Source organism: Massilia horti (genome assembly GCF_004614195.1).
GTDB classification, from domain to species: Bacteria; Pseudomonadota; Gammaproteobacteria; order Burkholderiales; family Burkholderiaceae_D; genus Telluria; species Telluria horti.
This window is the reverse complement of the sequence record NZ_SPUM01000023.1, coordinates 56,545-70,380: the sequence shown is the minus strand read 5'-3', so window position 1 is coordinate 70,380 and position 13,836 is coordinate 56,545. Positions and strand designations below refer to the sequence as shown.

Below are 13,836 nucleotides of genomic sequence, written 5' to 3'. Positions count from 1 at the left end.
AGGGTGCGCACCTGTGCGCACCCTACGCCGTACGATCTACTCGAAGACCACAGGTGTCAACGCCCGCCCTTCACGGAAGAACGTGCGCAGGTTGTCGAGCGTGAGCTGCGCCATCGCGTGCCGCGTTTCATGCGTGGCGCTGCCGATGTGCGGGGTGAGCAGCACATTCTCCAGCGCGAACAGCCGCTCGTCGATCGCCGGCTCATTGTCGTACACATCGAGCGCCGCGCCAGCAATCGTCTTGCCCTGCAGCGCCTCGATCAGCGCCGCCTCGTCCACCAGCGAACCACGCGCCACGTTCACCAGGTAGCCCTGCGGCCCCAGCGCCGCCAGCACCCGCGCGTCGATCATGCGCGCGGTGCCGTTCCCGCCCGGCGCGGACACGATCAGAATGTCCGAATCGGCCGCCAGCGCCAGCAGGTCCGGCTCGTGGCGCCACGCCAGCCGCTGGTCGGTGCGGCCGTGGTAGGCCAGCGTGACACCGAACGGCTCGAGCCGGCGTGCGATCTCCTTGCCGATCCGGCCCAGTCCCACGATGCCGACCCGCTTGCCGGCGAGGCTGACCGCGAGCGGGAACGGGGCCTGCCGCCAGAGCCCTTCACGCACGAAGCGATCCGCGCGCGGCAGGTCGCGCAGCAGCGAGAGCAGCATTCCGACGCACAGCTCGGCGACCGCCGCGTTGAGCACGTCCGGCGTGTTGGTCACGACGATGCCGCGCCGCGCGGCCAGCTCGAGCGGAATCTGGTCGTAGCCAACGCCAAAGGTCGAGATGATCCGCAGCCCGGGCAGGCGCTCGACCACTTCGGCCGGCACGCGCTGGTTGCTGCGCGTGATGATGCCGACGATGGCATCGGCCAGCGCCGGTGCGTTCGCAAGCGCGTCCAGGCTGTGGCAATGGAAGTCTGCGTCGATCTCCGCCTGGACCTGCGGCGGAAAGGCGCCGATCTGCAGCAGCTCAGGACGCATCGCCGCTCGCCGGTCCGACCGTGTAGGTAAATTCGGCGACGCCGTCGACCACCCCATGCAGGCGGTCGCCCGGCTTCAGCGCTCCGACGCCGGCGGGGGTGCCGGAGAAGATCAGGTCGCCCGGCGCCAGCTCCACGAAGCGCGACAGATAGCTGATGACATCGGACACACTCCAGATCATCTCGTCCAGGTTGCCGTCCTGCCGCACCTCGCCATTCACTTCCAGCCAGATGCGCTTGCCGGAAGGATGGCCCACTTCGCTCACCGGGTGCAGCTCGCTGCACGGGCCGGCGGCGTCGAAGCCCTTGGCCATGTCCCACGGCCGGCCCATGTCCTTGGCGACCGCCTGCAGGTCGCGTTTGGTCAGGTCGACGCCGACCCCGTAACCCCAGACGCAATCGAGCGCCTTTTCCGGCGCAATGGACGCGCCGCCCGCGCCCAGCGCCACCACCAACTCGACCTCGTGGTGCAGGTCGTGTGTCGCGCTCGGGTACGGCAACCTGCCTGCGGCGGTCACCACCGCGTCGGCCGGTTTGGTGAAGAAGAACGGAGGTTCGCGGTTCGGGTCCTTGCCCATCTCGCGGGCATGGGCCGCGTAGTTGCGGCCGACGCAGAACACGCGCCGGATCGGGAAGCGTGCGGAGGAACCGGCCACCGGCAGCGATGGCACGGCGGGCGGGGGAATGACGAACTCGGTCATGCTGATCCTTCCTAAAACAGGTTGCAGAAAGTCGGCATGCAGCCTATCACATCCGGTGAAAACTATCAGAAGCTCCAGTTGGCGATGATCAGCGCGCCGTACAGCAGCGCACCGGCGATGAACGGCACCACCCGTACCGCATTCGCGCTGGGAAGCTCACGGCGCAGCACGTCGATGATGGTCCCTCCCGCGATCACGGCGAGCATCGCATATTGCATGCCCAACGACAGCACGCCCTTGACCGCGAAGGCGCAGCCGATCAGCGGTGCGGCCGCCAACCCGAACCGCCAGCGCCAATGGTGCGTGTGCGCGCCGAGGTGGGACAGGAGCAGGTCATTGAACAACAGGTGCAGCGCCAGCGCCGCGACGTACAGCAGCAGGCCGCCCTCGCCCGACTGCGCCACTTCCATCAGGCCGACCCCGGCCAGGAAGTTATAGACGATGAAGGTCATCGCCAGCCCGCCATAAACATAGTCGATGCCGGCCCGCTCTTCCAGCCACATCTGCAGCAGGTAATGCGCGAGCAGCGCGCACAGCAGCAGGATGAACAGCGTCTCGAGCGGCTCCGGCCCGACCGGAATGAGCTGATGGATCTTGGGTGCACCGTACTTGGCCAGCTCGTACAGCAGGTACAGGAACACGTAGGCCAGGCCGGCCCCGCCGGCGAAGCTGCCCAGCGGGACCACGTAGCGTTTCGGCAGGCGCTCAAGTAGCGGCGCCAGCAAGTGTGCAAAGGCAAGCACGAGGCTGCCGAGAAATGCTCGTACAGATGGAGGGGGCATGTTCGGTCCTTTCATGGCCTGCGCCGAAGCACCCGGCGCCCAAATCGATTAGACTCGGGCCGTCGCCGATTGCTGGGGAAGTGGCATGGAGCTCGATCCTCTCGAGACGATCGATCAAGCGAACGAAGCTGCGCGCGAACAGGAATCGTCGCGCCTGAACATGCTTGTCGCGGTCACGGTCGCGCTGATCTCGACCTTTGGCGTGATATGCAAGCTCAGGGACAACAGCACGGTGCTGGACATGCAGCAGGCACAGGCCAGCAAGATCGACCACTGGGCTTTCTATCAAGCGCGCAACATCCGCCAGGAGGTGGCCAACGCATCGCTGTTGCAACTGCGCCTGGCCGCCGCCACCGCACCGGCCGCCGCGCAGGCTGGGTACCGCAACGCGATTGTCGCTTACGAAGCCCTGCTGGCCGACCAGCAAAAAAAGAAGGAAGAACTGCGCACGCAGGCGGAACAGGATCAGCAGGCGTATGAGGTCGCCAGCCTGCGCAATGACCAGTTCGATCTGTCGGAGGGTTTTCTGGCAATCACGATCGCGCTGCTGGCCGTCACCTCGCTGACCCACCAGCGCTGGTTGTACGTGCTGGCAATGGTGCCGGCCTGCCTCGGCGTGCTGATGGGCCTTGCGGGACTGTTTTCCTGGCCGCTCCACCCGAGCTGGCTCACCCGGCTGCTATCCTGAATGGCGATGGGCATCCTGTCTCGTAGCACCCTCGCGCTGCTGCTGGTGGCCTGCAACAGCGCCGCCCGCGCTGGCGACAATGAGAGCGTAACACCTTATCGTCCCACAGTTTCGACGCCGGCGCAGCTGCCCCGGCCGGGCCAGCTTGAATTCGAGTTCGGCGTCCTTGGCGCAAACAATCCGGACGGGCGCCGCAACACCCTGCCTTACACCTTCAAGCTGGCGTTTGACCAGGACTGGGGCGTGCTGCTGGAAGGAGACGCCTACGTCGCCGGGCCTACGGGCGATGGCCGCGAGCGTAGCTTTGGCGATACGGGACTTGTTCTCAAGCGCGCGTTCATCGTCGACAACGCCACCGCGTATGGGCTCGAACTTACCGCAAGGCTGCCAACCGCGCGCGATGCGCTCGGCAGCGGCAAGACCGACTGGACCATCAACACCATCTGGAGCCAGGACCTCGGCGCGCTGCACGTCGACCTGAACCTGAACGGGACCCGCCTCGGCCGCCCGCCCTCTGGCGCATCGTGGCTGCTGATGGGCGCCTCGGCCGCGTTCTCGCGCAAGATCGACAAAGCCTGGGGGGCGACCTGGGAGTTGTCGGGCACGCGCAATCGGGGATCGCCATCGAGCGCACAATTACTGGCGGCCGTCACCTATGCGCCCGACAGGAACCTGGTGATCGACGCGGGGTTTGCCCGCGGTCTGACGCCTGGCTCGCCGCGTTGGTCATTCTTTACCGGATTTGTGGTGCCGCTGGCCAGGTACTGGTAGCGCCTGGCAGCAGGTCGTGCGGCAGGCCGTAGGGTGCGCACCCGTGCGCACGCGGTTCGCGAACGAAGCGCAGTGGATCGGCAGCCGCGAGCCAGCATACGGTGACCGCGTGCGCACAGGTGCGCACCCTACGACGTGCTAGTAGCGCCTGCCAGAAGGTCGTTTCGAAGTCCTCGCCGGCCGCGCGCCCCCTACGACGTGCAATCTTTCATGCGCTATCGACCACCAACCGGTTCTTACCCGCGCGCTTCGCCGCATACATCGCGTGATCGGCGCGCGAGAGCAGCGCGTCCAGATCGCGCGCATTCCCAGGCTGGTGCACAGCCACGCCGATGCTGGCGCCAACCACAACCGTCGCGGTCTTCAACACGTACGGCTCGCGCAGGACCGGCAGCAGCCGGTGCGCTTTTTCTTCCGCGTCCGCGCGGTCCGCCAGCAGCTCGAGGATCGCCACGAATTCGTCGCCGGCCAGGCGTGCCACCATATCGGTCTTGCGCACCGCCTGCGCAATGCGCGCGCCGAACTGGCGCAGCAGCTCGTCGCCTTCTTCGTGTCCGTAAGTGTCGTTGACCGTTTTGAAGCCATCCATGTCGAGGAATATCACCGCGCACGGCTTGCCAAGGCGGTCCGCGCGCCGCATCGCCTCCGGCAGCGCCTGCATCAGCGCGCGCCGGTTGGGCAGGCCGGTCAGGCCGTCGTGCATCAACAGTTTGCGCAATTCGGCGGTGCGCTCGGCCACCGTGCTTTCCAGCTGTTCGTTCATCGCCTCCAGCGCACGCCGCTGCTCGTCTTCCCTTTGCACCAGGTCGCGCAGCGCGTGCGACAGCACCTGGGCTTCGTGGAAGCCGTCAACCAGCGGAATCTCCTTGCCGCGCACGCCCGCCCCGTCCTGCACCGCGGTTTCGATCGCGCCGCTCAGCATCAAAATCGGACCGGTCAGGTAACGCCGCACCAGCAACGCGCCGATGGCGGCCAGCGCGATCCCTAGCAGCACGCTCGCCACCAGCATCCAGCGCCCGAGCGCGTGCGGGCCCGCCATGGCCACCTCCTCCGGCTGGCGTACCAGTACCGACCAGCGCAAGGCCGGGCTTTCGCCGTCGAGCCCGGTCTGGGTGTAGCCGGTCAGGTAGACCTTCCCGTCGGGCCAGGTTTCCCTGGTGGATCCGGTTTCGCCGCGCTGCGCGCGCGACAGGCTTTCGGTCGCCAGCTTCTTTTCCAGCATCGGCTCCGGTCCCAGCACCACGACGCCGTCGTCGCGCACCACCAGCAGCTCAGCCCCGTATTCGCGCAGCGCCGGCACGAGCAGGTTGCGCGCGCGGCGCCGCGCCCAGTCCCAGGAGAGGTGCACGGTCAGTACGCCACGCACTATGCCGTTCTCGTCCTTGATGGGACCGGCCACGTCGACGAAGCGCAACGGCTCGGGCGACGACGACTTGAGCAGGTTACCCAGCAATACGGCCGGATGGTAATCGCTGGTGTGCAGGCCCTTCATCCCCTGGCTGAACCATGGGCGCATGCTCACGTCCACTTGTTCAAGCAGGCCGTCGGTGGCGGCGAACACCTTGCCGTCCGGTCCGGCGATGCCGATCCAGGCGTAATCCGGAAACGAATTCTGCAGGCTCTTGAGCACGGGGCGCACATCCTCCGGCCGGCGCGCCTGGCGCACCTGATCCAGTTCGCTCATCAGGCGCACCTCGCCGATGGTGCGCGCAATGACGCGGTTGAGCGAATCGCGCATTTGCCACGACAGCTGCAGCAGTTGCAGGCGCGCCTGCGTTTCCGCGGAGTTCAGATTGAAATGCTCGACCAGGAAGAACTGCAGCAACACAGTCAGGCCGACTGCGGCGCAAATGCCTGATTTGACGAGCGTGGCCAGGCCAAATGACTGGCTCGACACCCGCGGCTCGATCGGGGCCGTTTCATGTCTCATGAAGGACTGTTCAGGACGCTGGAGCAAAGAGTTGAGCTTGCAACAATCTTGCTTAATTGAAAACCAGCGTAGCACAACCAGACTGCCCTGTCAGCCCTCCGATTTTCTTACAACAGGATGATCACGATCGAGCCGGCGACGATCAGGGCGCCTCCCAGCGCCACCTGCCAGGTCAGCGGTTCGCCCAGCGCCAGCACCGCCAGCACGATCGCGAAGGCGACGCTCAGCTTGTCGATCGGCGCGACCTTGCTGACCGGGCCGAGCTGCAGCGCGCGGTAGTAGCACAGCCACGACAGACCGGTCGCAATGCCCGACAGTATCAAGAACACCCAGCTGCGGATCGAAATGCCGCCCGGGCGCTGCCATTCCGAGCGCAGCGAAACGATTCCGACCGTCACCAGCAGAATCACGACAGTGCGGATCAGGGTGGCCATGTTTGAATTCAGGCCGGTGACGCCCAGCTTGCCGAACAGCGCGGTCAGCGCCGCGAAAAATGCCGAGCCCAGCGCGAACCAGACCCAGCTTGCGATGATGTTCATGTTTCCTCCCTCGCCAAGTATCGCACGGTCGCGTCTCTCATCCGCGGCGGCAGGCTTGCAAGCTTCGTCATACAATCGTCGTTTTACCCTTAACGAATGAGCACCGCATCATGAGCGACCTGCAATCTTTCCCGATCACCGAAAAATGGCCGGCGCAGCATCCGGACCGACTCCAGCTCTATTCGCTGCCCACGCCCAATGGCGTCAAGGCGTCGATCATGCTGGAGGAAACCGGCCTGCCCTATGAGGTGCACCGCGTCTCGTTCGACACCCACGACCAGACGTCGCCCGCGTTCCTGTCGCTGAACCCGAACAACAAGATTCCGGCCATCATCGACCCGAACGGGCCGGACGGTAAGCCCATGCCACTGTTCGAGTCGGGTGCGATCCTGCTCTATCTCGCGGACAAGACCGGCAAGTTCATGCCGGCCGACCCGGCCCAGCGTTACCAGGTGATCCAGTGGCTGATGTTCCAGATGGGCGGCGTTGGCCCGATGTTCGGGCAAGTCGGCTTCTTCCACAAATTCGCCGGCAAGGACTACGAGGACAAGCGCCCGCTCGAGCGCTATGTGAATGAGAGCCGCCGCCTGCTTGGCGTGCTGGAAAAGCAGCTGGGGCAGCACGCTTGGATTGCGGGCGATGAGTACACGATCGCCGACATCGCCACCTTCCCGTGGGTGAACAACCTGATCGGCTTCTACGGCGCTGGCGAGCTGGTCGGCATCGACAACTTCCCGAACGTCAAGCGCGCGCTCGACGCCTTCCTGCAGCGGCCCGCCGTCGCCAGGGGCCTCAAGATTCCGCCTGCGCCTTGAGGCCCCGTCGCCGCGGTCATCGCATGCTGACTTGCGGCGGCCATTCCTGAACGCGACGTTCACGAACCGCGTGCGCACAGGTGCGCACCCTACGGCGAGGCGCGCTTTGAGGAACCAGTTCGGATTGGGTGCTGTCCATTGGTCACGCGCGATCACGTTTTGGTTTTACCGATCGACATCACCCGCTGGACCACGCAAAACACGAACAGCAAGGCGCCGATCACGATCTTGGTCCACCACGAGCTGAGCGTGCCGTCGAACGCGATCAGCGTCTGGATCGTCCCCAGCACCAGCACGCCCGACAGCGCGCCCGCCACATAGCCGTAGCCACCGGTGAGCAGCGTACCGCCGATTACCACCGCGGCAATCGCGTCAAGCTCGGTGCCCTGCGCATGCAGCCCATAACCCGACAGCATGTAGAACGAGAACAGCACACCGGCCAGCGCGGCGCAAAAACCTGACAACGCATAGACCAGGATCTTGGTGCGCCCGACCCGCAATCCCATCATCTCGGCTGACTGCTCGTTGCCGCCGACCGCGTACACCGCGCGACCAAATGAACTGAAGTGCGCCACCCACACCGCCAGCGCCAGCATCGCCAGTGCGATCAGCGCGCCCGGCGAAACGAAACCGCCGAGGAACGGCAGCTGCGTCTGCGACATCGCGACAAAGAACGGATCTTCGATGGTGATCGAGTCGATGCTGACCAGGTAGCACAGCCCGCGTGCCAGGAACATGCCAGCCAGCGTGACGATGAACGGCTGCAGCTTGAAGAAGTGGATCACCGCGCCCATCCCCGCGCCGAACGCGGCGCCCAGCAACAGCACCAGCGCGATCACCGCCACCGGTGGCCAATGCGCCTTCTGCAGCAGCCACGCGCAGATCATCGTGGTCAGCGCCAGCACCGAACCGACCGACAGGTCGATGCCGCCCGAAAGGATCACAAAGCTCATGCCGACTGCGATCACCAGCAGGAACGCATTGTCGATCAGGAGGTTGAGCATCACCTGCAACGACAGCAATCCCGGATAGGCGGCCCCGCCCAGCCCCAGCATCGTCACCAGCAGGAAGACGGTGACCAGCGACGTGAACCACGGCGCGTTCGCAAAAGCGCGCATGCGTGCCGCCGTCATGCCGCCCTCCGCTGCCACAGGTGCTTGAACTGCGCCGACTGCGAAATCGAGACGAGGAAGACGACGACCGCTTTGACCACCATGTTGACCTCGGGCGGGACGCCCAGCGAATAAATCGTGTACGTGAGCGTCTGGATGATCAGCGCGCCAATCATGCTGCCAACAAGGCTGAACTTGCCCCCGGCGAGCGAGGTGCCGCCCAGCGTCACCGCCAGGATCGCATCCAGTTCCAGCAGCAGACCGGCATTGTTCGCGTCGGCGCTCTTGATGTTGGAGGTGACGATCAGTCCCGCCAGCCCCGCGCAGGCGGCGCAGAACACGTAGACGAAAAAGATCAGCGTGGCCGTGCGCAGGCCCGCCAGGCGCGCCGCCACCGGATTGATGCCGACCGCCTGGATGAACAGGCCCAGCGCGGTCTTTTTCATCAAGAGCGCGGTAATGATGAACACCGCCGCCACCAGGAACAGCGCGACCGGCAGGCCAAGCATATAGCCGCCGCCGAGGAAGAAGAACGGCTTGTAGTAGACAGTGACGATCTGGCCGTCGGTGAACAGCTGCGCCAGGCCACGGCCGGCGACCATCAGGATCAGCGTGGCGACGATCGGCTGCAGCTTGAAGCCGGCCACCAGCAGGCCGTTCCATGCGCCACACAGCAGCGCGGCCCCGAGCGCGGCGGCCAGCGCCAGCGGCATCGGCGTCTGGCTCACGTATTCGGGCACACCGTCATTGACGACCATGGTGCCGCCGATGAGCATCGCGGCCACGGTGCCGGACAGCGCCACCACGGCGCCGACCGAAATGTCGATGCCGCGCGTGGCGATCACCAGCGTCATGCCAAGCGCCGCCAGCATCAGCGGCGCGGCGCGGTTGACGATGTTGATCAGGCTGCCGTACAGGTGGCCGTCCTTGATCTCAAGGTGAAAGAAGCCGGGGATCGCGAAGAAGTCGATCAGCAGCAGGACCGCCAGGGCCGCGGCCGGGCGAAACAACGGATGACGCAGAAAAACCAGACGCTCCTTCGCGGCGGCAGGCTCCAGTGCCGTTCTGGCATCGTGGGCGTGGACACTCATTGAACGCCCTCCCCTGCGATCACATGCAGCACCGAGGTTTCATCCAGCTCGCCGCGGCGGTATTCGCCGCAGGCCTTCCGGTCGCGCATGACCACAATGCGATCGGAAACGCGCAGCACTTCGGGCAGTTCGGACGAGATGAACAGGATCGACATGCCCTTGCGGCACAGTGAGGTTACGTAATCCATGATTTCCTGCTTGGCGCGCACGTCGATGCCGCGCGTCGGCTCGTCCAGGATCATCAGCTTCGGGTCGGTCGCGAGCCAGCGCGCGAGCAGGACCTTTTGCTGATTGCCGCCGGAGAGCGTGCCGATGGGCGTCTCGATGCTGGCCGTTCTAACGCCGAGCCACTTCACGTAATCGTCGGCGAGCTGCTGCTGCCGCTTGAACGGAATCGCGCGCAGCACGCCCTGGCGCGCCTGCAAGGCGAGGATCAGGTTCTCGCGCACGGAAAGCGAGAGGATCGCGCCCTCATGCTTGCGGTCCTCCGAACAAAAGCCGATGCCCTGCGCGATCGCGTCAACCGGCGTGGCGAACGTGCGTTCGCGACCGCCGATCTCGATGCTGCCGCTGTCGGCCTTGTCGGCGCCGAACAGCAGGCGCGCGGTTTCGGTGCGGCCGGAGCCGAGCAGGCCCGCCAGGCCCAGCACTTCGCCACGCTTGACGGTCAGGTCGACCGGCTGCAGCACGCCCTTGCGCGCCAGCGCGCGCGTGCGCAGCACGGCTGCGTCTCCTGCATTGCTTGCCGCCACTGCCTCGTCCGCGGAGTCCAACGGCCGCGCCTCGGTCGGCGCACCGACCATCTTGTTGACCAGTGCCAGTCGCGACAACTCGCTGCAGGCGTACTCGCCTTCGCGCTCGCCGTTGCGCATCACAGTGATGCGGTCCGAGATCGCGTAGGTCTGGTCGAGGAAATGGGTGACGAACAGGATCGCCATGCCTTGATCGCGCAGCGAGCGCAGCACGGAAAACAGCAGCTGCACCTCTGCCTCGTCCAGGCTCGAAGTCGGTTCGTCGAGAATCAGCACGCGCGACTCGATGTTCAGTGCGCGCGCAATCGCAACCATCTGCTGGATCGCGAGCGGATAATTCGAAAGCGGCGCGGCGACATCGATGTCGACCTGCAGCCGCGCCAGCAGCTTTGCCGCCTGCTGGCGCATGCCGCGCCAGTCGATCATGCGAAGGCGGCGCGGATAGCGGCCGATGAAGATGTTCTCCGCCACCGACAGATTGGGGCACAGGTTCACTTCCTGGTACACGGTGCTGATGCCGAGACTCTGCGCGTCCTGTGTGGAGCGCGGCTCGATCCGCTTGCCGGCCAGGGTGATGGTGCCGCCGTCGGGCTGGTAGACGCCGGTGAGGACCTTGATCAGCGTGGACTTGCCCGCGCCGTTCTGCCCCATCAGCGTGTGGACTTCACCGGGGTACAGACGCAGGCCCGCGTCAAGCAACGCCTTCACACCCGGGAACTGCTTGTGGATGCCGGCCATTTCCAGGACCGGCACCACCTTTGCACAATCGGGCATGTTCGGCTCAGTACTTCCGGTTCGGGAATTCCTTGGCCGCTACCTCGGCGGGGAACACGCCTTCCTCGACGGTGATGCGCTTCGGTACCGGCTTGCCGGCCACGACATCCTGCGCGAGCTGCATCAACTGGGGGCCGAGCAGCGGGCTGCACTCGACGGTCACGTTGAGCTTACCCTGCATCATGGCTTCGAACGCGCCCTTCACGCCATCGATCGACACGACGATGATGTCCTTGCCCGGCTTAAGGCCAGCTTCCTCGATCGCCTGGATGGCGCCGATCGCCATGTCGTCGTTATGGGCGTACAGCACGTTGATGTTCTTGCCCTCGGACTTGAGGAAGGCTTCCATCACCTCCTTGCCCTTGGCGCGAGTGAAGTCGCCGGTCTGCGAACGGATGATCTTGAGCTTGGGATTACCGGCGATGACTTCCTGGAAGCCGTTCTTGCGGTCGATCGCCGGCGCCGAGCCGACGGTGCCCTGCAGCTCGACGATATTGAATTGTTTGGCCGGATTCTTCTTTGCGTAATCCAGCAGCCAGCGGGCGGCGCGGCGGCCTTCTTCCACGAAGTCCGAGCCGATAAAGCTCACGTACAGCGACTTGTCCGCCACATTGACGGCGCGGTCGGTCAGGATCACGGGAATCCTGGCGGCCTTGGCTTCGCGCAGGACGGTGTCCCAACCCGATTCCACGACCGGCGAGAAAGCGATCACGTCGACATGCTGGGCGATGAAGGAGCGGATCGCCTTGACCTGGTTTTCCTGGCGCTGCTGGGCGTCGGCGAACTTGAGGGTGATGCCGGCCTTCTTGGCGGCGTCCTTGATCGACGCGGTGTTCGCGGTGCGCCATTCGCTTTCGGCGCCGACCTGCGAAAAGCCCATGACAAGAGGCTTGGCGGCAAATGCCGGGATGGCGGCTGCGAAACTAGCGACTGCGACTGCGCCCAGGAGGGTCCTGCGGGTGAGGATCATCACGTGTCTCCGGTATTGTTCTTGCCCAATACTAGACCAGAGCCACATACTCATCCAATCAATTTTTTGCTCGTTTTGATACGACTTTTGACATGTTTACGCGCGCCCGAACATGTCGTGCAAGTGGGTTCCCACCTAACGCGATCCTGCAACCGGAGCGCAAATCGTAACCGGCGGCCGGGCAAACCGATCAAGCGGTTGATTATTTTTCGCAAACGGGAACCTGATACCGCGCGCTGGGTAACACTTGTTGAAGAAGGACTTTCACAAAACCAGCGGACCCCAGAGGAAAAAGGAATGATTACATCGAAGGGCAGCCCCAGGCGATGCCAGGCTCATCTCACGTTGCCGCTTCTGCTCGTGGCCCTGATTCAAACCGCCGCGGCGCAAACCACTGCGCCAACCGAGCCGTCGGCCACAGTGGTTGTGAATGGCGTACGCAGTGTCTCGGGCCAGGCGAACAATGTCGTCGCGGCCAAGAGCAAGGTCATGTCCCGCAACCGCGCCTCGTCATGTAATTACATGTCCGAACATAAGGCGGCAGAGGACGACGTGGCCCTGAACTACATGAGCGATTTCGGCATGGAAGGCAGCTGGTCGAACGATGCGGAGCACTTTTCCGACCTGAGCCCTGCTGGCGACGTGTCCAACGCGCCCATCTCGTCTTCACTCGACGGCATGAACGATACCGGCGCCGATAGCTTGTCCACGCCATCGGTGGGCTGCGGCCCAGGCGATCGCCGCTTTGCCGCAGGCCGCAACCGAATCGAGAGCAAGGACACGACGCTCGCCCTCGGTTTCGAGGCGTTCGACAACAAGAACTATCCCAAGGCGTTCGAGCTTTTCGCCACTGCTTATAACAAGATTGGCTACGAAGAGGCGAGCCTGATGCTCGCGAAGATGCACCTGTATGGCCTGGGCACGCCCAAGGATTCGAACCAGGCGATCAAGTGGCTACGGCAAGTGACCGACGCACGCTTTGACCCGATGCGCGACCGGATGAAGTTCGATCCGAAGGACCCGCACATGATGAACGAACGGGTCGAGGCGACCTTCATGCTGGCCCGGATGTATGAACGCGGCATCGGCACGGAGAAGAACCCATCCGAGGCGAAGAAGTGGTATGCGAAGGCCGCCGAATTTGGATTCGTGCCGGCCTTGAACATACTTGGCCAGGCCTGGCTGTCGGGCTATGGCGGCGACAAGAACATCTCCAAGGCGATCGCCTACTTCAAGGAAGCCACCGAGGCCGGCTACGTGCCGTCCGCGTACAACCTCGGCAAGATGTACTACACGGGAGACGATGGCGTGCCGCACGACCTGAAGCTGGCCGGCGCCTACTTTAACGTCGCGGCCAAAGCCGGCCATCCGGGCGCGCTGTTCGCAGCTGGCCGCATGTACGACCTTGGCGAAGGTGTGGCGGCCGACCCGAGCAAAGCCGTGGTCTACTACAAGGAAGCGGCGGTCAAGGGTAACCGCGACGCCGAGTTCGCGCTGGGCACCTTCTTCTACAACGGCGAGGTGGTCGCCAAGGACCTGGAGACCGCGCGCAAGCTGTTCGACGCGGCGGCCAAGCAGGGCCAGGTGGACGCCATGTTCAATCTGGGCGCCATGATAAGCAATGGCGAAGGCGGTCCGAAGGACATGGCGCTGGCCTACGTCTGGTTCAGCCTGGCCAAACAAGCGGGCCACCAGTCGGCCGACCAGGTGCTCAGGGCCGTGACGCCGCGCTTGAGCGCCGGGGAACGCGCCAAGGCCGACGCGATCCTGAAGCCGGAACGCAAATCGTAGTCGAACGGGGCGCCGGTCGAACCACTGGCGCAGCGCGGATCTGGCCATTTCCGCGTGCCGAAGGCAGTGAAATGCGAGGAACCGCGAGGCTATCGAAGTTCGTAGGGGGCGCGGGGCCGCCGAGGACCTGTGCGCACGCGGTCATCATTTGCGGG

The 13,836-nt window shown here is 64.7% G+C and carries 13 protein-coding genes; 4 read left to right on the top strand and 9 right to left on the bottom strand.

The features are described 5' to 3' along the window. Positions 1 to 36 precede the first annotated feature (36 nt). The 3 genes from E4O92_RS03630 to E4O92_RS03620 form a co-directional block, all read right to left on the bottom strand. Entirely contained in the window at positions 37 to 966 is a 930-nt protein-coding gene (locus E4O92_RS03630; RefSeq protein ID WP_206076804.1) for a 2-hydroxyacid dehydrogenase, read from the bottom strand. Beyond that, the gene (locus E4O92_RS03625; protein WP_135188388.1) at positions 956 to 1,666 is read right to left on the bottom strand and encodes a fumarylacetoacetate hydrolase family protein; all 711 of its coding nucleotides are present in this window, start codon (positions 1,664 to 1,666) and stop codon (positions 956 to 958) included. The genes E4O92_RS03630 and E4O92_RS03625 overlap by 11 nt, the downstream gene beginning before the upstream one ends. A gap of 65 nt (positions 1,667 to 1,731) precedes the next feature. Next, positions 1,732 to 2,448 carry a hypothetical protein gene (locus tag E4O92_RS03620; RefSeq protein ID WP_135188387.1) on the bottom strand — a complete coding sequence of 239 codons (717 nt, stop codon included), beginning with the start codon at positions 2,446 to 2,448 and terminating at the stop codon, positions 1,732 to 1,734. An 85-nt stretch (positions 2,449 to 2,533) separates the two neighbouring features. Between E4O92_RS03620 and E4O92_RS03615 the strand changes: the two genes are divergently transcribed. After that, on the top strand, positions 2,534 to 3,136 hold the full coding sequence (locus tag E4O92_RS03615) for a DUF4337 domain-containing protein (RefSeq protein WP_135188386.1): 603 nt from the start codon (positions 2,534 to 2,536) through the stop codon (positions 3,134 to 3,136). Between the two features lie 6 nt (positions 3,137 to 3,142). After that, positions 3,143 to 3,907: a transporter gene (locus tag E4O92_RS03610; protein WP_135188385.1), complete on the top strand. Its 765-nt coding sequence runs from the start codon at positions 3,143 to 3,145 to the stop codon at positions 3,905 to 3,907. A gap of 208 nt (positions 3,908 to 4,115) precedes the next feature. Here the strand turns inward: E4O92_RS03610 and E4O92_RS03605 are convergent, their stop codons facing one another. Both E4O92_RS03605 and E4O92_RS03600 read right to left on the bottom strand, forming a co-directional pair. Then, positions 4,116 to 5,837, bottom strand: a complete 1,722-nt coding sequence (locus E4O92_RS03605) for a sensor domain-containing diguanylate cyclase (RefSeq protein ID WP_135188384.1) — start codon at positions 5,835 to 5,837, stop codon at positions 4,116 to 4,118. A gap of 107 nt (positions 5,838 to 5,944) precedes the next feature. Then, on the bottom strand, positions 5,945 to 6,376 hold the full coding sequence (locus E4O92_RS03600) for an EamA family transporter (RefSeq protein WP_135188383.1): 432 nt from the start codon (positions 6,374 to 6,376) through the stop codon (positions 5,945 to 5,947). Positions 6,377 to 6,486: 110 nt separating this feature from the next. Between E4O92_RS03600 and E4O92_RS03595 the strand changes: the two genes are divergently transcribed. Then, positions 6,487 to 7,191 (top strand): glutathione S-transferase N-terminal domain-containing protein, encoded by a 705-nt coding sequence (locus E4O92_RS03595; RefSeq protein ID WP_135188382.1) that lies wholly within the window; start codon positions 6,487 to 6,489, stop codon positions 7,189 to 7,191. Between the two features lie 152 nt (positions 7,192 to 7,343). Here E4O92_RS03595 and yjfF read toward each other — a convergent pair whose 3' ends face one another. From yjfF to E4O92_RS03575, 4 genes are read right to left on the bottom strand one after another with little or no spacing between them, the layout of a single operon-like run. Continuing rightward, complete coding sequence (gene yjfF, locus E4O92_RS03590) at positions 7,344 to 8,324, bottom strand: galactofuranose ABC transporter, permease protein YjfF (protein WP_135188381.1); 981 nt, start codon at positions 8,322 to 8,324, stop codon at positions 7,344 to 7,346. After that, positions 8,321 to 9,394, bottom strand: coding sequence for an ABC transporter permease (locus tag E4O92_RS03585; RefSeq protein WP_135188380.1), 1,074 nt, complete (start codon positions 9,392 to 9,394; stop codon positions 8,321 to 8,323). Before E4O92_RS03585 ends, yjfF begins: the two co-directional genes overlap by 4 nt. Then, positions 9,391 to 10,920: a sugar ABC transporter ATP-binding protein gene (locus E4O92_RS03580; protein WP_135188379.1), complete on the bottom strand. Its 1,530-nt coding sequence runs from the start codon at positions 10,918 to 10,920 to the stop codon at positions 9,391 to 9,393. The genes E4O92_RS03585 and E4O92_RS03580 overlap by 4 nt, the downstream gene beginning before the upstream one ends. Before the next feature lie 7 nt (positions 10,921 to 10,927). Next, on the bottom strand, positions 10,928 to 11,890 hold the full coding sequence (locus E4O92_RS03575; protein ID WP_135188378.1) for an ABC transporter substrate-binding protein: 963 nt from the start codon (positions 11,888 to 11,890) through the stop codon (positions 10,928 to 10,930). A 297-nt stretch (positions 11,891 to 12,187) separates the two neighbouring features. Here E4O92_RS03575 and E4O92_RS03570 point away from each other — a divergent pair, with 297 nt between their 5' ends. Continuing rightward, positions 12,188 to 13,681, top strand: a complete 1,494-nt coding sequence (locus tag E4O92_RS03570; protein WP_135188377.1) for a tetratricopeptide repeat protein — start codon at positions 12,188 to 12,190, stop codon at positions 13,679 to 13,681. The last annotated feature ends 155 nt before the right edge of the window (positions 13,682 to 13,836 follow it).